This is a genomic window from Streptomyces sp. NPDC001204 (genome assembly GCF_053598035.1).
Genome location: NZ_JBSFJL010000004.1, coordinates 190,912 through 210,112, shown reverse-complemented (window position 1 = coordinate 210,112; position 19,201 = coordinate 190,912). Strand labels below are relative to the sequence as shown.

17 protein-coding genes and 2 pseudogenes are annotated in these 19,201 nt (G+C 72.6%); 4 read left to right on the top strand and 15 right to left on the bottom strand.

Translation table 11 applies throughout. From position 1 onward, the window contains the following. Positions 1–22: 22 nt before the first annotated feature. Both glgA and ACWC91_RS08220 read right to left on the bottom strand, forming a co-directional pair. Positions 23–1,174 (bottom strand): glycogen synthase, encoded by a 1,152-nt coding sequence (gene glgA, locus ACWC91_RS08225; protein WP_376500057.1) that lies wholly within the window; start codon positions 1,172–1,174, stop codon positions 23–25. A gap of 40 nt (positions 1,175–1,214) precedes the next feature. Then, complete coding sequence (locus ACWC91_RS08220; protein ID WP_450644014.1) at positions 1,215–2,000, bottom strand: (2Fe-2S)-binding protein; 786 nt, start codon at positions 1,998–2,000, stop codon at positions 1,215–1,217. A gap of 241 nt (positions 2,001–2,241) precedes the next feature. Here ACWC91_RS08220 and ACWC91_RS08215 point away from each other — a divergent pair, with 241 nt between their 5' ends. Continuing rightward, a complete protein-coding gene (locus ACWC91_RS08215) occupies positions 2,242–3,408 on the top strand; it encodes a DMT family transporter (RefSeq protein ID WP_450644016.1) in 1,167 nt (388 codons plus the stop codon). 137 nt (positions 3,409–3,545) lie between these two features. Here the strand turns inward: ACWC91_RS08215 and ACWC91_RS08210 are convergent, their stop codons facing one another. Further along, on the bottom strand, positions 3,546–4,715 hold the full coding sequence (locus ACWC91_RS08210; RefSeq protein WP_281154009.1) for a transglycosylase family protein: 1,170 nt from the start codon (positions 4,713–4,715) through the stop codon (positions 3,546–3,548). Between the two features lie 407 nt (positions 4,716–5,122). Between ACWC91_RS08210 and gndA the strand changes: the two genes are divergently transcribed. Beyond that, positions 5,123–6,562 carry an NADP-dependent phosphogluconate dehydrogenase gene (gene gndA / locus ACWC91_RS08205; RefSeq protein ID WP_225076837.1) on the top strand — a complete coding sequence of 480 codons (1,440 nt, stop codon included), beginning with the start codon at positions 5,123–5,125 and terminating at the stop codon, positions 6,560–6,562. A 1,259-nt stretch (positions 6,563–7,821) separates the two neighbouring features. Here gndA and ACWC91_RS08200 read toward each other — a convergent pair. The 4 genes from ACWC91_RS08200 to ACWC91_RS08185 all read right to left on the bottom strand — a co-directional run bounded on the left by ACWC91_RS08200 (position 7,822) and on the right by ACWC91_RS08185 (position 10,173). Next, complete coding sequence (locus ACWC91_RS08200) at positions 7,822–8,481, bottom strand: aspartate/glutamate racemase family protein (protein ID WP_450644018.1); 660 nt, start codon at positions 8,479–8,481, stop codon at positions 7,822–7,824. Between the two features lie 7 nt (positions 8,482–8,488). Continuing rightward, positions 8,489–8,833, bottom strand: coding sequence for a GNAT family N-acetyltransferase (locus ACWC91_RS08195; RefSeq protein ID WP_281154011.1), 345 nt, complete (start codon positions 8,831–8,833; stop codon positions 8,489–8,491). Positions 8,834–8,851: 18 nt separating this feature from the next. After that, positions 8,852–9,271: an aspartate 1-decarboxylase gene (gene panD, locus ACWC91_RS08190; RefSeq protein ID WP_450644020.1), complete on the bottom strand. Its 420-nt coding sequence runs from the start codon at positions 9,269–9,271 to the stop codon at positions 8,852–8,854. 659 nt (positions 9,272–9,930) lie between these two features. Next, positions 9,931–10,173: a DUF5302 domain-containing protein gene (locus ACWC91_RS08185; protein WP_225080035.1), complete on the bottom strand. Its 243-nt coding sequence runs from the start codon at positions 10,171–10,173 to the stop codon at positions 9,931–9,933. Positions 10,174–10,525: 352 nt separating this feature from the next. On the opposite strand from ACWC91_RS08185, the gene ACWC91_RS08180 reads away from it, so the two are divergent. After that, positions 10,526–12,211, top strand: coding sequence for a ribonuclease J (locus ACWC91_RS08180; protein WP_225080036.1), 1,686 nt, complete (start codon positions 10,526–10,528; stop codon positions 12,209–12,211). A 44-nt stretch (positions 12,212–12,255) separates the two neighbouring features. Here the strand turns inward: ACWC91_RS08180 and ACWC91_RS08175 are convergent. From ACWC91_RS08175 to ACWC91_RS08160, 4 genes and pseudogenes are all read right to left on the bottom strand, one after another. Continuing rightward, positions 12,256–12,546, bottom strand: a pseudogene (locus ACWC91_RS08175) (DEAD/DEAH box helicase); the annotation flags it as partial. Beyond that, complete coding sequence (locus ACWC91_RS08170; protein ID WP_450642505.1) at positions 12,543–12,797, bottom strand: IS30 family transposase; 255 nt, start codon at positions 12,795–12,797, stop codon at positions 12,543–12,545. The pseudogene ACWC91_RS08175 and the gene ACWC91_RS08170, both read right to left, overlap by 4 nt. A gap of 112 nt (positions 12,798–12,909) precedes the next feature. Continuing rightward, positions 12,910–13,479 carry a transposase gene (locus ACWC91_RS08165; protein WP_450725856.1) on the bottom strand — a complete coding sequence of 190 codons (570 nt, stop codon included), beginning with the start codon at positions 13,477–13,479 and terminating at the stop codon, positions 12,910–12,912. 111 nt (positions 13,480–13,590) lie between these two features. Beyond that, a complete protein-coding gene (locus ACWC91_RS08160; protein WP_450642506.1) occupies positions 13,591–13,719 on the bottom strand; it encodes a hypothetical protein in 129 nt (42 codons plus the stop codon). A gap of 116 nt (positions 13,720–13,835) precedes the next feature. Between ACWC91_RS08160 and ACWC91_RS08155 the strand changes: the two are divergent. Continuing rightward, positions 13,836–15,055: pseudogene (locus ACWC91_RS08155) on the top strand (metallophosphoesterase). A 74-nt stretch (positions 15,056–15,129) separates the two neighbouring features. Here ACWC91_RS08155 and ssuE read toward each other — a convergent pair. From ssuE to ACWC91_RS08135, 4 genes are read right to left on the bottom strand one after another with little or no spacing between them, the layout of a single operon-like run. Next, a complete protein-coding gene (gene ssuE / locus ACWC91_RS08150; RefSeq protein WP_450642508.1) occupies positions 15,130–15,687 on the bottom strand; it encodes an NADPH-dependent FMN reductase in 558 nt (185 codons plus the stop codon). Between the two features lie 13 nt (positions 15,688–15,700). After that, positions 15,701–16,801, bottom strand: coding sequence for an LLM class flavin-dependent oxidoreductase (locus ACWC91_RS08145; RefSeq protein WP_450642509.1), 1,101 nt, complete (start codon positions 16,799–16,801; stop codon positions 15,701–15,703). Next, positions 16,798–18,126, bottom strand: a complete 1,329-nt coding sequence (locus tag ACWC91_RS08140) for an NtaA/DmoA family FMN-dependent monooxygenase (RefSeq protein WP_450642511.1) — start codon at positions 18,124–18,126, stop codon at positions 16,798–16,800. The genes ACWC91_RS08145 and ACWC91_RS08140 overlap by 4 nt, the downstream gene beginning before the upstream one ends. Continuing rightward, a complete protein-coding gene (locus ACWC91_RS08135; protein ID WP_450642512.1) occupies positions 18,123–19,190 on the bottom strand; it encodes an LLM class flavin-dependent oxidoreductase in 1,068 nt (355 codons plus the stop codon). The genes ACWC91_RS08140 and ACWC91_RS08135 overlap by 4 nt, the downstream gene beginning before the upstream one ends. Positions 19,191–19,201: the final 11 nt, after the last annotated feature.

Here is a 19,201-nt window from a genome sequence, read left to right as displayed (position 1 = left end):
CCTGAGCAGGAGGGATAGAGCCCTAAGCCTGTCCGAGGATCTCCTCGTAGAGCCGCACGGTGCGCCGGGCGACCGCGTCCCAGCCGAACTCCTCCACCGCGCGCCGTCTTCCGGCCTCACCCATGCGGCGGGCGCCGTCCCGGTCCGCGAGCACCGTGTCGAGGGCGCGGGCGAGCCCGGTCTCGAAATCGTCGTCCACCGGCACGAGTACCCCCGTCCGGCCGTCGTCGACCACCTCGGGGATCCCGCCGACCCGGGAGGCCACGACGGGGGTGCCGCACGCCATCGCCTCCAGGTTGACGATGCCCAGCGGCTCGTAGACCGAGGGGCAGACGAAGACGGCGGCGTGGGTGAGGAGCTGGATCACGTCCGGGCGCGGCAGCATCCGCGGAATCCAGTGCACGCCGTCGCGGGTCCGGCTCAGCTCCTGGTAAAGGTCCCGGAACTCACGGTCGATCTCCGGTGTGTCCGGCGCCCCAGCGCACAGCACCACCTGCGCGGCCGGGTCGATGTCCCGTACCGCCCGCAGCAGATGGGGCACGCCCTTCTGCCGGGTGATGCGGCCGACGAACAGCACGTACGGGCGGTCCGGGTCGAGGCCGACGCGTTCGAGGGCGTCCGTGTCGTGGTCCGGCCGGTAGAGGGTGGTGTCGATGCCGTTGTGGATGACGTGCACCCGGGCCGGGTCGAGCGCTGGGTAGCAGCCGAGGATGTCCTCGCGCATGGCGCCGGAGACGGCGACGACCGCGTCGGCGGACTCGATCGCGGTGCGCTCGGCCCAGCCGGACAGGGCGTAGCCGCCGCCGAGCTGTTCGGCCTTCCAGGGGCGCAGGGGCTCCAGGGAGTGCGCGGTCATCACGTGCGGCACGCCGTACAGCAGTTTGCCGAGGTGACCGGCGAGGTTGGCGTACCAGGTGTGGGAGTGGACGAGTTCGCGGCCCTGGAGCGCGGCGGCCATGGCGAGGTCGACGGAGAAGGTGCGCAGCGCGTCGTTGGCGCCGTCCAGCGCGGTCCAGGGACGGTGGCGTACGACGCCGTCGGCTCGGCCCTCGCCCCAGCAGTGCACTTCCAGGTCCACCAGCGGCGCGAGCTCCCGCGCGAGGAACTCGACGTGGACGCCCGCACCGCCGTAGACGTCCGGCGGGTACTCCCGGGTCAGCAGTCCCACGCGCACCCGCAACCCCCTGGTCCGAAGCGGCCGGTCGCCTTCATGGTCACTCAGATGCGGCCCGTGGGGAAGAGCCCGGCACCCGGGTGAAGCAGCAATCCCCGCAGAGGCCGCCGCCGGGGACGCGGTAGTAGAGGCAGCAACTGCGCCGCCGGAAGCCGGTGCCGGTGCCCGTGCCGGCCCCGTGGAGGAGGGGGTGGGCGAGGAGGCGTGCGGCCAGTTCCCGGGCGTGGTGGCCTGCCGCGGTACGGCCGCTGTCGCGCGCCCAACTCTCCAGCAGGCGTGCCGCGGCCGCCAGCGCGGAGGCCGCGTTGCCCCGCAGCAGCCCGGGTGCGAGTCGGTACCGGGCGCGCAGGGCGGCCGCCAGGGGTTCGAGGTGCCCGTGCAGGACGGCGTCCGCGACCGCGTCCGGGTCCGCCGGGCGGGCGCGCACCTCGGTGAGCCACAGGTCGTCCGGGGCGCTGCCGGCGGGGTCCCAGCGGATCAGGCGGGCGTCCAGGTCGGGGAGCCGCCCGTACAGCACGGCGCAGCCGAGCGCGGTCGACCACAGCCGGGCGGCGAGCGCCTGGTGCGCGACCGAGGCGGCGACCCGGGCTTCGGGGGTGCCGATGCCGTCGGCGACCCGGCGGACCCGTACGGCCAGGGGATGCCCGACGGGGTCGGTCGCCGGGTCGGCCGCCGGGTGGGTGGTGGAGACGGTCGTGGGATCGCTGACGGGGGTGGCGTAGGCCTGGGCGAGGGAGGGCAGTGGGCGGTGCGGCGGGACGCCGGTCCGCAGGACGAAGAAGCCGCCGAGGTCGTTCAGTGCGGAGAGGTCGGGGGCGAGGTTCACGGGAAGCAGTAGTACCAAGGCCCGTCGAGCGGTGCGCAAGGGGTTCCGGCAGGCGCTCCGCGTCCCGTGTCGCCCACCCAGGGGAGGACGGCGGGCGGGGCGTACTCCATCGGCAGTAGGACCTATTGACTGCTCAGGGACGACGACGGGAGGCGATCGGCACGGCAGGGTGGTCAACCATGGAAGCCGACCGTTCGTCGCGCCGGGGTCGCCGCCCCAGCCCCACGCGGAGGTGCAGCTCATGAGCGCCCTCGCGCTGTCCGTGCTGCTGTCCTTCGTGTCCGCCGTGGCCTACGCCGGCGGTGCGATCGTCCAGGAGCAGGTCGCGGTGTCCTCCCCCGGCGAGCGGTACGCGCCGCTGCGCCGGCCCGCCTGGTGGGCGGCGCTGGTGCTGAACGGTCTCGGCGGACTGCTGCACGTGGTGGCCCTGGCCTGCGGCCCGCTCAGCCTGGTGCAGCCGCTGGGCGCCCTGACCATCGTGTTCGCGCTGCCGATGGCGGCGCTGTTCGTCGGCCGGCGGGCCGGCGCCGCCGCCTGGCGTGGCGCGATCATGGCGACGGTGGGGCTCGCGGGTCTGCTGTCCCTGGTGGGCGCCTCCCAGGCCCAGTCGCTGAGCACCGCGCAGCGCGGGGGCCTGGCCGTGGTGACCGCCGCTGTGGTCGCGGCGCTCACGGTCGCGGGCCGGGCGGCGCACCGGCATCCGGCGGTGCGCAGCGTGCTGCTCGCCACCGGCTCCGGCATAGCCTTCGGCATGTCCTCGGTGTTCACCAAGACCGTCACGGTCGACTTCACCGACGGGATCGCGACGTCGGAACTGCCGTCCCTGGCCGCGATAGGCGTCCTGGCCACGGCCGGGATCCTGCTGTCGCAGGCGTCGTACCGGGGCGGTGGCCTCGCGGCGCCGCTGGCCACGCTGACGGTGGTGAACCCGGTGATGGCGGCCGCGGTCGGGCTCACGCTCTTCGGCGAGAGCTTCCGCTACGGCACGACGGGCACCGCGCTCGCCCTCGGCTGCGGTGTGGTGGCCGCGGGCGGGCTGATCCTGCTGACGACCGAGCGCATCGGGCGTACGGCTCCGGTCGTGGTGAGCGGGCCGGGCCCGGACGGGGAGGCGTCGCCCGCCGGGGTGGCGCCGTCCGTCGAGGTGCCGTCCCCCGCAGAGGCGGTGCTGTCCGCAGAGGCGGCGCTGTTCGCCGAGGCGTCCGGGGCCTCCGGTCGGGGCGTGAGGGTGGAAGCGGTCGTCGTCCCGGTCGCACCGGCGGCGCGGGAGGGGGACCCCGCGCAGGACGAACCACCGCTCGTCCTCGGCCTGTTCTACGGGGCCCCGTGCTACGGCGGACAGTTCCACGCGAGCCCCTGCGTACCGGCGCCCGCGCCCGGCCGACACGAGTCCCGCGTCGGATCCTGACCTCCGGCGGCCGGACACGTGTACGGGGCCGAGTACGGGTACAGGGCCGGGTCCGGGACGGGTCCAAGTGCGGGGCCGCGTACTGGTACGGGTCCGAGTCCGACTCCGGGCCCGGGTTCCGATCCCGTTGCGGCGGGTCAGATCCTGACGCCGCGGGCCCTCAGGTAGGCGAGCGGGTCGACGTCGGTGCCGAAGCCGGGCCCCGTGCGCACCTCGAAGTGCAGATGCGGTCCGGTGACGTTGCCCGTGGCCCCCGAGCGGCCGATGCCGCGCCCGGCGGCGACCGTCTGCCCGGCCCGCACGGATATCGCCGACAGGTGGCCGTACTGCGTGTAGTGGCCGTCGGCGTGCCCGATGACCACCTGGTAGCCGTAGGCGCCGCCCCAGCCCGCGCTGACCACCCGGCCGGCCGCGGCCGCCTTCACCGAGGTGCCGGTGGGCACCTCGAAGTCGACGCCGGTGTGGTAGCCCTTCGACCAGTGGGCGCCGTTCGCGTGGTAGGGCGTGCCGACGCTGCCGCCGACGGGAGCGACGAGGGTCTGCGGGGTGGCGTGGGGCCGGGACTTGGCGGTGCCGGCGGCGGGCTTGGCCTCCCTGGCGGGGCGCGTGGCGGTGGACGTCCTGCGGTGCGGCTCGGCCGTCGTACGCGACTTGGGCACGGCGAGCCGCTGGCCCGGCACGATCAGGTTCGGGTCGGTGCCCACGGTCGTACGGTTGGCGGCGTACAACTGCCGCCAGCCGCCGGAGACATGACGCTCCTCGGCGATGCCGGAGAGGGTGTCGCCGCGGACCACCTTGTACATCTCGGCGCTGCCGGCCCGCGCCTGCGGCGCGGTCTGCGGCCGTACGTCGACCTCGCGGGCGGAGCTCTTGGCACCGCCCACGGTCCGCTGTCCGGCCGTGTCCGGGTGGACGTCGGGGGCGCCGCCGCCCCGGGCGAGACCGGCCCGCGTCGAGCACACCGGCCAGGCACCGGGTCCCTGCCCGTCGAGCACCTTCTCCGCGACGGCGATCTGCTGGTCCCGGGTGGCCAGGTCCGCGCGGGGCGCGTACCGCGTCCCGCCGTACGCCTCCCAGGTGGATCGGGTGAACTGGAGCCCGCCGTAGTAGCCGTTGCCCGTGTTGATGTGCCAGTTGCCGCTCGACTCGCAGGCGGCCACCTTGTTCCAGGTGGAGGCGTCGGCGGCGTGCGCGGCTCCGGCGCCGATGAGCGGAATGGCCATCCCGGCGCCGCCCGCCGTGACGGTGAGCGAGGCGCGGTTGATCCTGTTCGGCTGATACCGGCGGTGCCGGCCGCGTACGGCCATCTCAAGCCCCCTCGACATGCGTCAGGAGGGGCGAAAGTAACCGCCGCGAACAGGCCGTGACAAGACGGCTATCGGCCGCTTCGTCACCCCAACTGGCCGGTTACGCCCCCTGATTGGCCGGATCCGCGGGCCGTGCGCTGAGCCACTGGGCCCCCGCCGCGCGTATGGAAGGGTGCCGGTTCCGGATGTGCGCCCGCCGTACCGGCACGTCAGGATGGTCGAAAGGGTATGAACGGCGATACTGGCGGGCACGACGGCGCGACGGACGGCGGGCCGGCGACGAGACCGACGGCAAAACCGGCGGCGGACCGGCCGTCAGCGGCACCGGCGGCGCACCGGCCGACGGCACCGCGGCGGGCCCCAGCGTTCCACTTGATGATTCACCGGATTTTCGAGGAGCAGGCGGTATGAGCACTACAGCCCAGATCGGCGTCACTGGACTCGCGGTCATGGGCCGCAACCTCGCCCGCAATTTCGCGCGCAACGGCTACGCGGTCGCACTGCACAACCGGACGGTGGCCCGGACGCACGCCCTGGTCGAGGAGTTCGGGCACGAGGGGGACTTCGTCGCGGCCGAGACCGCGAAGGAGTTCGTGGCGGCCCTGGAGCGGCCGCGCCGCCTGGTCATCATGGTGAAGGCCGGCGAACCGACCGACGCGGTGATCCAGGAGTTCGCCCCGCTGCTGGAGCCCGGCGACATGATCATCGACGGCGGCAACGCGCACTTCGCGGACACCCGGCGCCGGGAGCGCGAGCTGCGCGAGCAGGGCATCCACTTCGTGGGCGCCGGGATCTCCGGCGGCGAGGAGGGCGCGCTGCACGGACCGAGCATCATGCCGGGCGGCTCGAAGGAGTCGTACCAGTCGCTCGGTCCGATGCTGGAGAAGATCTCCGCGAAGGCGAAGGACGGCGCTCCGTGCGTGACGCACGTCGGCCCCGACGGCGCCGGGCACTTCGTGAAGATGGTGCACAACGGCATCGAGTACGCCGACATGCAGCTGATCGGCGAGGCGTACCAGCTGCTGCGTGACGTGGCCGGGTACTCCCCCGCCCAGATCGCGGAGATCTTCCGCACCTGGAACACGGGCCGGCTCGACTCGTACCTGATCGAGATCACGGCGGAGGTCCTGTCCCACGTGGACGCGGCGACCGGCAAGCCGTTCGTGGACGTGGTGGTGGACCAGGCCGAGCAGAAGGGCACCGGCCGCTGGACGGTCCAGATCGCCCTCGACCTGGGCGTGCCGGTCTCGGGCATCGCGGAGGCGGTCTTCGCCCGGTCCCTGTCGGGCCACGCGGACCTGCGGGAGGCCTCGCGCGGACTGGCGGGCCCGAAGGCGTCCCCGCTGAGCGAGTCGGAGGCGGGCGCCTTCGCCGACCGGGTGGAACAGGCGCTGTACGCCTCGAAGATCGTGTCCTACACCCAGGGCTTCCACGAGATCGCCGCCGGCAGCGAGGAGTACGGCTGGGACATCGACCTCGGCGCGGTCTCCGCCATCTGGCGTGGCGGCTGCATCATCCGCGCGGCCTTCCTGGACCGGATCCGCGCTGCTTACGACGTCCGCCCGGATCTGCCGAGCCTGCTCTCCGACGACACCTTCGCCCAGGAGATCGCGGCGGCCCAGGACGACTGGCGCGAGGTCCTGGTCGCGGCGACCCGGCAGGGCGTGCCGGCCCCCGGATTCTCGGCCGCCCTCGCGTACTACGACGCCCTGCGTGCCGAGCGGCTGCCCGCCGCGCTCACCCAGGGGCAGCGGGACTTCTTCGGTGCGCACACGTACCGGCGGGTGGACCGGGACGGCTCCTTCCACACGCTGTGGGGCGGGGACCGGTCGGAGGTGACGGCGTAGGGGTTCCGCTTCCCCGGCCGCCTCGGCCGGGGGTGGCTGCGTAGCAGACGGAAGACGGTGGGCGGCTGGAGAGCCGCCCACCGTCTTCCTTCGTTCGCGGGCGGGGGCGAGGAGTGCCCGCGGTACGCCTGCGTGGTGCCGGGGGCGGGTCGGTCCCGGGTGGGTGGGCAGGTCGGGTCCCGGAGTCGGTCAGGTCCCACAGTCAAGTCGCGCTCCGGGGTCAGGTAGGAGCCCAGGGGTCAGGCCGGGGCCTGCGGGCAGGCCGGGACCCAGGGGGCAGCCCGGGTCCTGGGGGCAGCCCGGGTCCTGCGGGCAGCCCGGATCCTCGGGGCAGCCCGGATCCTGGGGGCAGCCCGGATCCTGCGGGCAGCCCGGATCCTCGGGGCAGCCCGGATCCTGGGGGCAGCCCGGATCCTGCGGGCAGCCCGGATCCTGCGGGCAGGTCCCGCAACCAGGCCGGGTCCCGGGGTCAGGTCGGGTGTCGGGTCAGGGGGCCCGTACCGCAGCCGGGTCAGGTCCCGGGGTCAGGTCGGGTGTCGGGTCAGGGGGCCCGTACCGCAGCCGGGTCAGGTCCCGGGTCAGGTCGTGTGTCGCGTCAGGGGTGGTCCCGGCTCCGGGTTCGGGAACGGCTCCGGGCCCGGCGGGATCGGGGACGGCGGGGGCTCCGGAGGCGGAGGACCGGGCGGAGGGCTGGGGATCGGGCCCGGGGGCGTGGGCGGGATCGGGCCGGGTCCTGGCGGCGGAGGCGCGGGGGGCGGGGTCGGGCCCGGACCGGGTGGCGGACCTGGCGGTGGGCTCGGCGGCGGCCCTGGTGCCGGAGGGGGTTCCGGCGCCGGGGGCGGTTCCGGTGTGGGCACGGGGTGCGGTTGCGGCTGCGGATGCTGGGGGTCCGGACCCGGCATGGGTGAGGGCGAGGTGGGGTCCGGGTACGGGTCGGTCATGGCGTCCTCCGGCCAGTCGGTCGACATCGGCTCTGGACTACTCCCCCACCTACCCGACCGCCGCGCCACCAGTCACCCGACGGCGCCGGGGGGAGGACCCGGGTGGCCCCCGCCTCACGGGGATCGGGAAGGGCGCGTCCGCCCCGGACGAGAGCCGGTGCCATCGCTCCATGGGCGCGGCGGGACGGCCGTCTGGCCCGGCCGGCACGTATGGCCTGCCTGGGCAACTCCCGACGATCGCGGCGCGTGCCGTGGGCCATGGCCGTGAGCCGTGGCCGTGAGCCGTGGCCGTGAGCCGGGGGCCGTGAGCCTTGGAGGTCAAGCGGGCCTGTTTCGTGCCGCACCTGCCGCCGCTGCCGCTGCCGCCGCGAGACCCTGGGCGGGGCTGGAGAGGACGGGAATCGAGGTCGTCGTGAGGTCCTGGGCGGGAGCCATGGAGGCCTGGGCGAGGACGATCGCGTCGGCGTGGGTGATCCCGTCGGCCACAGCGGCCACTTCGCGCGCGTATCCCTCGTTGTCGCCGGCCTCGAAGCGGGACCAGGCGGCGTCGACGAGCACGGGGCGGACGGTGACGGTGCGCCCGGCGCGGCGGGCCTCCTCCTCGATGAGCGCGGTGGTCGGCACGAGGGTGCTCGCCAGCGCCGCGAGGAGGACCACCCGTGGCCCGGCGGCGACCGCGGCGGCCGCCATGGGGCGGTCCACCCGCAGCACCGGCACGGTGAGCCCCGACGCCCCCGCCTCCTCCGCGACGCCCCCGAGGGTGGAGCAGGTGCACAGGACCGCCCGGGCGCCCTCGGCGACCGCCCGGCCCAGCACCGCCGCCACCGCGTCCGTCACCGCCGCCGGACCTTCCCGGCGGGCCCGGCGCAGCAGTCGCTCGTCGACGAAGTGCCGTAGCCGGAGGCCGGGGTGGGTCTCGTCGCGGAGCGCGTCGAAGACCGGGACGTGCACCGGCGAGGTGTGCAGCAGGGCGAGCATCGACCGCTCAGAACCGTTCCGGATGCGCCGCGAGCCACTCCCGCGCGGCACCCAGCAGCTCGGGGGCGGCCGCCGGTGCCTCGTCACGGTGACGTTCGGCCCACTTGACGACGTACGGACAGAGTGGGGCCACGGCGGCACCCTCGCGCCCGGCGATGGCGTACAGCTCGCGCGCCAGCGAGCCGGCGATGCCACGGCCCTCGTGAGCCGGCTCCACGATCGTGTGCACGGGGACCAGCGCGCGCCCGGGCCGTTCGAGGACGAAGTACTCGATGCGGCCGACGACCGCACCGCCCTCCACCGCCTCGAGGCGTCCCGCCGTCCGGTCGTCGCGGATCTCGATGTCGCTCACGGTCACGCTCCTGGTCGGTCAGCTCGCTACGGCCTGCGGGCTGCGCTCCTGGTCGGAACCCGGCACCGGCTCGGAGGCGTCGGCGCCGAGCGCCACCATACGGTTGTCCGCGTCGACGTGGACGACCCGAGGCTGCAAGACCCGCGCCTCGGCGTCGGTGACCTGGGCGTAGCTGATGATGATCACCAGGTCTCCGGGGTGCACGAGATGCGCGGCGGCACCGTTGATCCCGACGACCCCGGACCCGCGCTCCCCCTCGATGACGTACGTCTCCAGCCGGGCGCCGTTGGTGACGTCGACGATGTGGACGAGCTCACCGGGCAGCAGATCGGCGGCGTCGAGCAGGTCCGCGTCGATGGTCACGGATCCCACGTAGTGCAGGTCGGCCTGAGTGACGGTGGCGCGGTGGATCTTGGACTTGAATACTGTACGAAACATGAAGAAACTCCCGATTTATCTGCTCCCTGCCTGCTTTTTGCAGGTCAAGGGCGATGTTCGGAGGCTACAACGTTTCGCATGTGTGGTCAGCTATCGCCAGGTATTTGAGGACTCACACTGACCTATTGCTGACCCTTCTGACGCCTCGCCAGTCGCACGAGCTCGCGTGTCAGGGGCCTTCTGCGCGCTTTCCGGGCTGGTCCATGTGAAGCAGATCTGATCGGGCACGGGGGTAGACGTCGTCCGCCACGCCGTTGTTGACGTCCCCCGCCCGGGCCTCACCATTGCGCAAACCGAGCCCCGCCATGACAAGCCCGAGATCATCGTCAGCGACAGTCGGCGCCACCTTCACATGGGTTCGGGAGGCGATGACCACCTTCTCGCGGCCGCATTCCGGCTCCTGGACGCCCCGCTCACCGCGGAACAGACCACGCTCAGCAACGACATGAAGCGCCGCTGGACGGCGTTCGCCCGCACCGGAGTCCCGGACATCCCGGTGAGACGCAGTGGCCACGCATCGGCGCCCGCTACACGAGCGCCGGCTACGCCTCGCCCGCAACGTGCGCAGGGGTATGCGCACGTTGCGGGCCACTGCACGGGGCGCGTGTGGGCAGCGCTCAGAGTGCTGGTGAAGCAGCCGGATCCCGGAACTGATCGACTCAGCCGCCGCTCTTGCGCCTGAACGACCGCTGGCTCGCAGCCGGGCCGTGCGCCGCACGCACTTTCGACGCATTGGGGTTGGCGGCAGCATCGGCGGCGTCCGCCTGCGCACCGCGCTTGCGCGCCAGGGCTTCGCGGAACTTGCGCTTGAGGTCGTAGTTGCCGTCGCTGTCCGGCGTCAGAGAGGACGTCTCCGGGGTAGCCGGCTCCGAACCTTCCGTAGATACGGACTCTGCGGTCATGGTGACCTCCTGGGTTCGGGGGTGGGCAAGCACAGCTTGTCATGCCGGGCGCAGTGCGGGGCGCCGGCAACATCATCCTGCTCCGTTGCGGCGGGTATCTCTTTCGTGGTCGAGGGCGTTCGCTTCGCAGGTGGGGGCACCGGACGGGCTTCGGGCCGGGCCGAGGGTTCGAGCCCGTGGCCAGGACATTCACTGCCAGGGCAACAGATGATGCCGCCTTCGCCACTCCCTGGACCGGCCACCGACGTGATCCGATCGTCCCGGGGCAGCCGCTGCGGGTGCCCCGCCCCGTCGGAAGGAGAGATCACAGGCAACGGATCACCCCGCCCCACTCTCCGGGTAACGTCAAGGTATGAGCCATCCGCACCCCGAACTGAAAGCCGCCCCTCCCCTGTCTGAAGGAGGGCTGCGGGTCATCGCCCTGGGCGGCCTGGGTGAGATCGGCCGTAACATGACCGTCTTCGAGCACTTCGGCAAGCTGCTCATCGTCGACTGCGGCGTGCTGTTCCCCGAGGAGACCCAGCCCGGCGTGGACGTGATCCTGCCGGACTTCACCTCGATCCGGGACCGGCTGGACGACATCGTGGCCGTGGTACTCACCCATGGCCACGAGGACCACATCGGCGGCGTGCCGTACCTGCTGCGCGAGCGGTCCGACATTCCCGTCGTCGGCTCCAAGCTGACGCTGGCCTTCCTGGAGGCCAAGCTCAAGGAACACGGCATCCGGCCGCGCACGGTGCGGGTGCGGGAGGGCGACCGGCGCGGCCTCGGGCCCTTCGACTGCGAGTTCGTGGCGGTCAACCACTCCATCCCCGACAGCCTCGCGGTCGCTATCCGCACTCAGGCCGGGATGGTGCTGCACACCGGCGACTTCAAGATGGACCAGTTCCCTCTCGACGACCGCATCACCGATCTGCGCGCCTTCGCCCGCCTCGGCGAGGAGGGCGTGGACCTGTTCCTCACCGACTCCACCAACGCCGAAGTACCCGGCTTCACCACCTCCGAGCGTGACCTGAACCCGGCGATCGAGCAGGTGATGCGCACCGCGCCGCGCCGCGTCATCGTCTCCAGCTTCGCCAGCCACGTGCACCGCATCCAGCAGGTCCTGGACGCCGCCCACCAGCACGGCCGCAAGGTCGCCTTCGTCGGCCGGTCGATGGTCCGCAACATGGGCATCGCCCGTGACCTGGGCTATCTGAAGGTCCCGTCCGGCCTGGTCGTGAGCACCAAGGAGCTGGAGAAGCTCCCGGACCACAAGATCACTCTGGTGTGCACCGGCTCCCAGGGCGAACCGATGGCCGCGCTGTCACGGATGGCCAACCGCGACCACATGATCCGCATCGGCAAGGACGACACCGTCCTGCTGGCCAGCTCCCTCATCCCCGGCAACGAGAACGCCATCTACCGGGTGATCAACGGACTCACCCGGTGGGGCGCCCACGTGGTCCACAAGGGCAACGCCAAGGTGCACGTCTCCGGACACGCCAGCGCCGGCGAACTCGTTTACTGCTACAACATCGTCAAACCCCGCAACGTCATGCCCGTGCACGGTGAATGGCGCCACCTGCGGGCCAACGGTGACCTCGCCATCCGTACCGGTGTCGACCCCGACCGGGTCGTCATCGCCGAGGACGGCGTCGTCGTCGACCTCGTCGACGGGCGCGCGTCCATCACCGGCAAGGTCCCCGCCGGCAACGTCTACGTGGACGGCATGGAAGTCGGCGGCGCCACCGAGGCGTCCCTCAAGGACCGCCTCACCCTCGCCGCCGAAGGCGTGGTCACGGTGGTGGCGATCGTCGACGCGGACACCGGCGCCCTCGCCGAGGCCCCCGACTTCCTGGCCCGCGGCTTCGTGCACGACGACACCACCTTCGAGCCGGTCGTCCCCGTCATCGAGAAGACCCTGGCCACCGCAGCCGAGGAGGGAGTCGGGGACGCACGCCAACTCGAACAGCTCCTCGCCCGCGCCGTGGCGAACTGGGCGTTCCGCACCCACCGCCGCAAGCCCCTCATCATCCCCGTCATCATCGACGCCTGAGCCATGGCCCGGCAGCACGGTCCCCGGTTCCGGTCGCGGCCCCGAGGGCATCGGGGTCGGGCGCGGAGCAAGGCGAGGCCAAAGGCGAGGGTCTTGCCGGAACCGGTACGTCCGCGGCCCAGTACGTCACGGCCCGCCAGGGAGTTCGGCAGCGTCGCTCCCTGGATTGGGAACGGTGCGGTCACACCCTGCTTGCCGAGTGCGGCCAGGAACTGCTCGGGCATGCCGAGATCGGCGAACGCCTCGGCGGCGGGCAGCGTGGGTGTGATCGTCCTGGGCAGCGCGAACTCGCCCTGCGGTGAATTCGCATGATCGTCGCAACGTTGCAGGCTCATGGTGCCAGGGCGTTGATGAAGGCTTGGGCTGGGGTCTGCCAACCCAGCGTCTTGCGGGGGCGGTTGTTCAGCCGGTCTTCAATCGCGCGGAGGTTCTCGGCGGAGTGGAGCGACAGGTTCGTGCGCTTGGGCAGGTACTGGCGGACGAGGCCGTTCGTGTTCTCGTTGGTGCCGCGCTGCCAGGGGCTGACCGGGCGGGCGAAGAGGATGCCGTCGGTGAAGTATGGGGCGAGCTCGTGGTGGCGGGCCATCTCTGAGCCTTGGTCCCAGGTGAGGCTTCGGCGGGCTTGCTCGGGGAGTTGGCGAGGTTGGCGATGAGAGCGTCGCGCAGGTGGCCGGCCGAGTGTCCGTCGGGCAGGGCGATCAGGCGGAGACAGCGGGTGCGGCGGTCGACGAGGGTGGCGACGGCGGACTGGCTGCGGACGCCGACGACCAGGTCGCCTTCCCCGTCCCCGAGACGCTCACGCAGTTCGACGATGGGGGCCGGTGGTCGATCAGGACGGCTGGCGCGACGAATCTGGGCATGCGCTGGTCGGGGCGGCGACGCTGCTTGCGCAGTGGACGTCCGGTGCGGAGTTTCCTGGTCAGGGTTCTGCTCAGGCCGCTCTTGGCGCCCTGGTAGAGGGCTCGGTAGATGCTTTCGTGGCACAGATGCCGCTCGCGCTCGGGATGGTCGGGCCGGCGGCACCGCAGATGGGCGGCGATCTGTTCCGGGCTCCACTCCTGATCGAGCTTGGCCTGCACCTCGGCTCTCAGCTCGGGATCTACTGCCGGCTTCGCGCGACGCGGACGCCCGGCTCGTTCCCGGCAGCGGTGGTGGGCCAAGTCGGCGTCATAGGCGCCGTTGCCGTGTGGACGGCTGTCGCGCCGCAGCTCACGGCTGACCGTCGACGGCGCCCGGCCGAGCCGGGCAGCTATCTCCCGGATCGTCAGGCCACGCTCGCACAGCGAGGCAATCCGCCGGCGTTCCGGCAGGGATAGGTACCGGCCGGACCGGGACCTCTCCGGAAGATAATCCGGCTGCAGACCTCCGTTCTCCGCCCGCTACCGGTACCCGGTCTTCCGCCCGATCCCGAGCTGCTTGCACGCCTCCACGGTGCCCACCCCGGCCGCCAGCAGACGCCAGTACGCGGCCTCGAGTTCCAGCCTGCGCCTACGTCCCCGCCTCGCCATCAACACACCCCTAATGATCAAGGAATGTTGCGACAAGCGTTAGAACCCAAGAGCACGTGACGAGTCAATGACCGGATACAGTGCGCGAGACGGCAGCCTGGTCAGGGAGGGGAAGCGTGACCGACACCAGCAACACCCGACCCGTCGACAGCGAGGCGCAAGCGCCGCGGCAGAGCCGACTGCACCGTCTGATGCGCTACATCCCCCTGATCGCCCCCGTCCTGCTGTGGGCCGTGCCCTGCTGGGTGCTCCTGCACAGCGGCCAGCACTGGCCGCTGCCCGTCACGCTGGTCGGCACCGCCCTGTTCGCCCTGGGCCTCATCGGTATGCCGCTCGCGATGGTGCGCGGCCACGGCCGGCGCCAGCAGGACCGGGCGGCGATCATCGGTGACACCCTGCTGGGCACCAGCTGGGTTCTGTTCACCTGGTCCGTTCTTCTCGGCGTCCCATTGCGGCTCGCCCTAGCCGTGGCCGGCGTCGGCGAGAGCCAGGACCGGGCCCGCATCGTCACATGGGCCGTCCTCGGCGTGGCCGCCGTGCTGCTCGCCTGGGGGTACGCCGAGGCCCGCCGCGTCCCACGGGTGCGCCGACTCGACGTGCAACTCCCGCGACTGGGTGCCGGGTTGGACGGCATCCGCGTCGTGCTCATCACCGACACCCACTACGGCCCGTTCGATCGCGCCGCTGGTCGGCACGGGTGTGCGAGACCGTGAACACCCTGGAAGCCGACCTGGTCTGCCACACCGGGGACATCGCGGACGGCACGGCCGAACGCCGCCGCGCCCAGGCCACCCCACTCGGTACGGTGCGGGCCACCCGGGCCCGTGTATACGTCACCGGCAACCACGAGTACTACAGCGAGGCCCAGGGCTGGGTCGATCTGATGGACGAGCTGGGCTGGGAACCGCTGCGCAACCGCCATCTGCTGCTCGAACGCGGAGGCGACGCCCTCGTGGTCGCCGGCGTGGACGACGTCACCGCCGAGTCCTCCGGCCTGGCAGGCCACCGCGCCCATCTCGCCGGAGCCTTGAACGGCGCCGACCCCGACCTGCCCGTCCTGCTCCTGGCACACCAGCCCAAGTTCGTCGACCGGGCGGCAGCAGCCGGCATCGACCTCCAACTCTCCGGCCACACCCACGGCGGCCAGATCTGGCCCTTCCACCACCTGGTCGGCATCGACCAGCCCGCCCTCGCCGGTCTCAGCCACCACGGCACCCGCACCCTCCTCTACACCAGCCGCGGCACCGGCTTCTGGGGTCCGCCGTTCCGCGTCTTCGCCCCCAGCGAGATCACCCTGCTCGTGCTCCGCTCCCCGCACCTGCCCACCTCGCCGTAGCACTGAGCGGGCCAACCCAAGCGAGGGCAAGGGCGGGTCGCCGTTGGTGGGCAGGAACCAGTGGAAGGCGAGGGTCATGCCGTGGCCGCCAGCACCGTGGTTCGGCCGCCCAGCGCGACGGAGAACTGGTCGGTGACCTGGGCCAGGGCCTCGGCCGAGCCCGGCGCGACTGTCAGGGTGCCGTCGTCACCGACGTTGATGTCCCTGTCGAGGGTGAACCAGCCCGGGACGATGTGCGCGGCGCCCATGGCGTTCAGCACGGGGCGCAGCGCGTAGTCGATGGCCAGGACATGGGCCGTGCTGCCACCGGTGGCCAGCGGCAGCACGGTCTTGCCGGTCAGGGCGTACTGCGGAAGCAGGTCGAGGAGGGACTTGAGCAGGCCGGAGTAGGCGGCCTTGTAGATCGGGGTGCCGATCACCACTCCGTCCGCGCGCTCGAACAGGGCGGCGGCGTCGGCGATCGCCGGGTGCCGGAAGTCGGCGCCGAGCAGCGCGTCGGCGGGCAGGGTGCGGACGTCCAGTGGGATCACGTCGTGGCCCTGGGCGGCGAGGCGGTGGTCCAGGTGGCGCAGCAGTTTCGCGGTGCGGGAGGTGGCGGAGGGACTGCCGGAGACGGACAGGACGGTGGCCATGGGCGGGGACCTTTCAGTGGCGGGTGGGTTCGGCCGGCGAGAGGGGTTCGGGCGTCTGCCACAGCGTGGTGGGGGCCTCGCGCCGCACCACCGGTGCGATCTCCTCGGCGAAGCGCCGTAGTTGGTCGATCTGCTCGGGCAGCGACAGTCCCGAGGTGTCGACGGTGATGGACTGGAGGTCGTGGCGGTATGCCGCGTGGAAGCCCAGGATCTTGTCGGTGATCTGCTGTGGACTGCCGATGAGGTGGGGGCCGTCCGCGACGGCGTCCTCGATGGTGTGAAACGGGGTGTTGTAGCCGGGCCGGCCCTCCAGGTGGGGCTTGTGGGTCTGCCGGACGCGGGCCTCGTAGTAGTCCTTGAAGCGGGTCACGGCCTGCTGGGTGGTGTCCGCGATGAACAGTCCTCCCGAGCCTGCTCCCACGTACGCGGTGCGCGGGTCGTGGCCGTACGCCTCGAATCGTTCGCGGTAGTGCCCGATGAGCCGGGCGTACGCCTCGCGCGGCTGGATGGCGTTGGCGCTGAACAGCGGATCTCCGTGGCGGGCAGCCAGTTCCGGGGAGTTGAGGCTGGTGGCCGAGCCGTGCCAGACGCGTGGTGGACGGCCGCCGTACGGGCGGGGAACGGTGGTGGTGTCCGTCAGCGGCGGGCGGAACCTGCCCTGCCAGGTGACTTTCTCCTCGCGCCACAGTCTGCGCAGGAGTTCGTACTTCTCGGCCTGGTACTCCCATTGCAGGCCCTCGTCGAGGCCGAAGAGGCCGAAGTGGCCCGCTTCCGCGCCCTTGCCGATGACCAGTTCCAGCCGGCCGCGCGAGAGCTGGTGCAGGGTGGCGTAGTCCTCGGCGACCCGCACCGGGTCGAGGACGGCCAGGACCGTGACGCCGGTGAGCAGCCGGATGCGGGAGGTCCGGGCGGCCAGGGCACCGAGCAGGACCGTGGGGCTGGAGGAAAGGAAGGGCCCCGCGTGCCGCTCGCCGACGGCGTACGCGTCGAAGCCCAGCTCCTCCGCGACCGCTCCCGTCTCGACGATCTCGTCCAACCGGTCGGCGGCAGCGGCCTGTTCGCCGGTCAGCGGGTGCGGGGCATGGCCGCCGATGGTCAGGACCTGGAATCTCATGCGGAACCTCCCGGGCGCGGCTCGGGGCGTCGCAGGCCGAGGTGGTGGCGCAGGGTGGGTCCCTCGTACTCGGTGCGGAAGACGCCGCGCTCCTGGAGCAGCGGGACGACCCGGTCGACGAACTCGTCCAGTCCGCCGGGGGTGAGGTGCGGTACGAGGATGAAGCCGTCGGCGGCGTCGGTCTGCACGTGCTCGTCGATCAGGGCGGCGACGGAGGCGGGGGTGCCGATGAAGGACTGCCGGGCGGTCTGCTCGATGGCGAGCTCGCGGATGGTCAAGTGCTTCTCCCGCGCCAGTGCCCGCCAGCGCGCCGCGATGCCGAACCGGTCCCCCGCGTGCGCCCAGCCCTGGACGAGATCGCTGTCCGGCACCGGGTCGATGTCGGGCAGTGGGCCGTCCGGGTCGTACGCCGACAGGTCACGGCCCCAGACGTTCTCCAGAACGGCGAGGGCGGTCTGCGGGCTGACCTGCTTCCGGCGGATGTGCGCGGCGCGTTCCTGTGCCTCCGCCTCGGTGTCGCCGAGGACGACGGTGGCGGCGGGCATGATCACCAGGTCGTCGGGCGTACGGCCGTACCGCGCCAGGCGTCGCTTGACGTCGGCGTGGAAGGCGCGGCCCGCCTCCAGGGTGCCGTGCCGGCTGAAGACGACGTCGGCGGTCCGCGCGGCGAACTCGCGTCCCTCGTCGGAGTCCCCGGCCTGGATGAGGACGGGGTGGAGCTGGGGCGAGTGCGGCAGGGTGGGGCGGGCCGTGATGTCGAAGTGCGGGCCCGTCGGGCGTACGGTCCGCGGTGTGCCGCCGGGCGGCCAGGCATCCCACAGCGCGCGGGCGGCCTCGACGAACGCGGCCGCGCGGCGGTAGCGGTCGGCGCGGTCCAGGTAGCCGCCGCGGCGGAAGTTGGCGCCGGTGAAGGCGTCGGAGGTGGTGACCACGTTCCACGCGGCGCGCCCGCCGGAGAGGTGGTCCAGCGAGGCGAAGCGGCGGGCGAGTTCGTAGGGCTCGTTGAAGGTGGTGTTGACGGTGGCGGCCAGGCCCAGGTGTTCGGTGACCGCGGCGAGCGCGTTCAGCACGGTGAGGGATTCGGGGCGGCCGGCGACGTCCAGGTCGTGGATGAGGCCCTTGCGTTCGCGCAGCCGCAGGCCCTCCGCCAGGAAGAGGAAGTCGAACCTGCCGCGTTCGGCGGTGCGGGCGAGGTGGCGGAAGGAGGAGAAGTCGATCTGGCTGCCGGAGGCGGGGTCCGTCCATACGGTGGTGTTGTTGACGCCGGGGAAGTGCGCGGCGAGGTGGATCCGCTTGTGGGGCCCTGCTGCCGGGGTGCGGGTCATCGGACCGTCTCCGTCCGGCGGGCGTAGCGGCTTGCCGGGCGCGGCAGGCCGAGGTGGTCGCGCAGGGTGCGGCCTGTGTAGGCGGTGCGGAACAGGTTGTGCCGGCGCAGCGTCGGCACCAGGCCTTCGGCGATGGCGGGCAGGTCGGCGGGGGCGAAGGCCGTCAGGAGGTGGAAGCCGTCGGTGCCGGCGGCCTCGTGCCAGTCGGCGAGCAGGGTGGCGAGGTGCGGGGCGGTGCCGGTGAAGCGCGGGGTGCCGGTCGGTGGCAGGGGCTGTGGGGCGCCCTTGTGCAGGGCGACCGCGACGCGTACGAGCACCCGCAGCTCACCGGGGTCGCGGCCGGTCCCGGCCGCGCGGCTCAGCAGCGCCGTGCGGGCGCGCCGGGCCGTGGCCGGCCGCTCGGCGTCCAGCAGGACGATGTCGGCGTGGCGCGCGGCCAGTTCCCACCGCGCGTCGGCGACGTGCCGGTCGAGGACGACGGCGACCGGCGGGCGTCCTTGGGGCGGGCGGGGGACGATGGACGGCCCGCGGACGGAGAAGTGCGGGCCCTCGAAGTCGATGTAGTGCAGCCGGTCCCGGTCGATGAAACGGCCGGTCGCGGCGTCCCGTATCTCCGCGTCGTCCTCCCAGCTGTCCCACAGCCGGGCGGCGACCTCGGCGGCCTCGGCCGCCTCGGCCCACAGTTCGTCAGCGGGTGCGGTGGGGCGGCGCCCCACGGCGAGCGCCTCGGACTCGGTGGTGGAGACGTCCACCAGCCAGCCGGCCCGGCCCTCGCTGACGAAGTCCAGGGTGGCCAGGGCGGTGGAGGTGTGGAAGGGCTCGGTGTGGGTGGTGGTCACGGTCGGGACCAGACCGATCCTGCTGGTGAGCGGCGCGACCCGGGCGAGGACGGCAACGGCGTCGAGCCGGCCGCGGCTGTCGTCCGCCGGTGGGGCGAGGGAGTCGCCGAGGGTGACGAAGTCCAAGGCGCCCTGCTCGGCGAGGCCGACGAGATCCGCCCAGTGGGTGGCGGGGTGGGGGCCGTCGGCGTCGAGCGCCACGGAGAGATGGAGTTCGCGGGGCATGATGTCGTGTC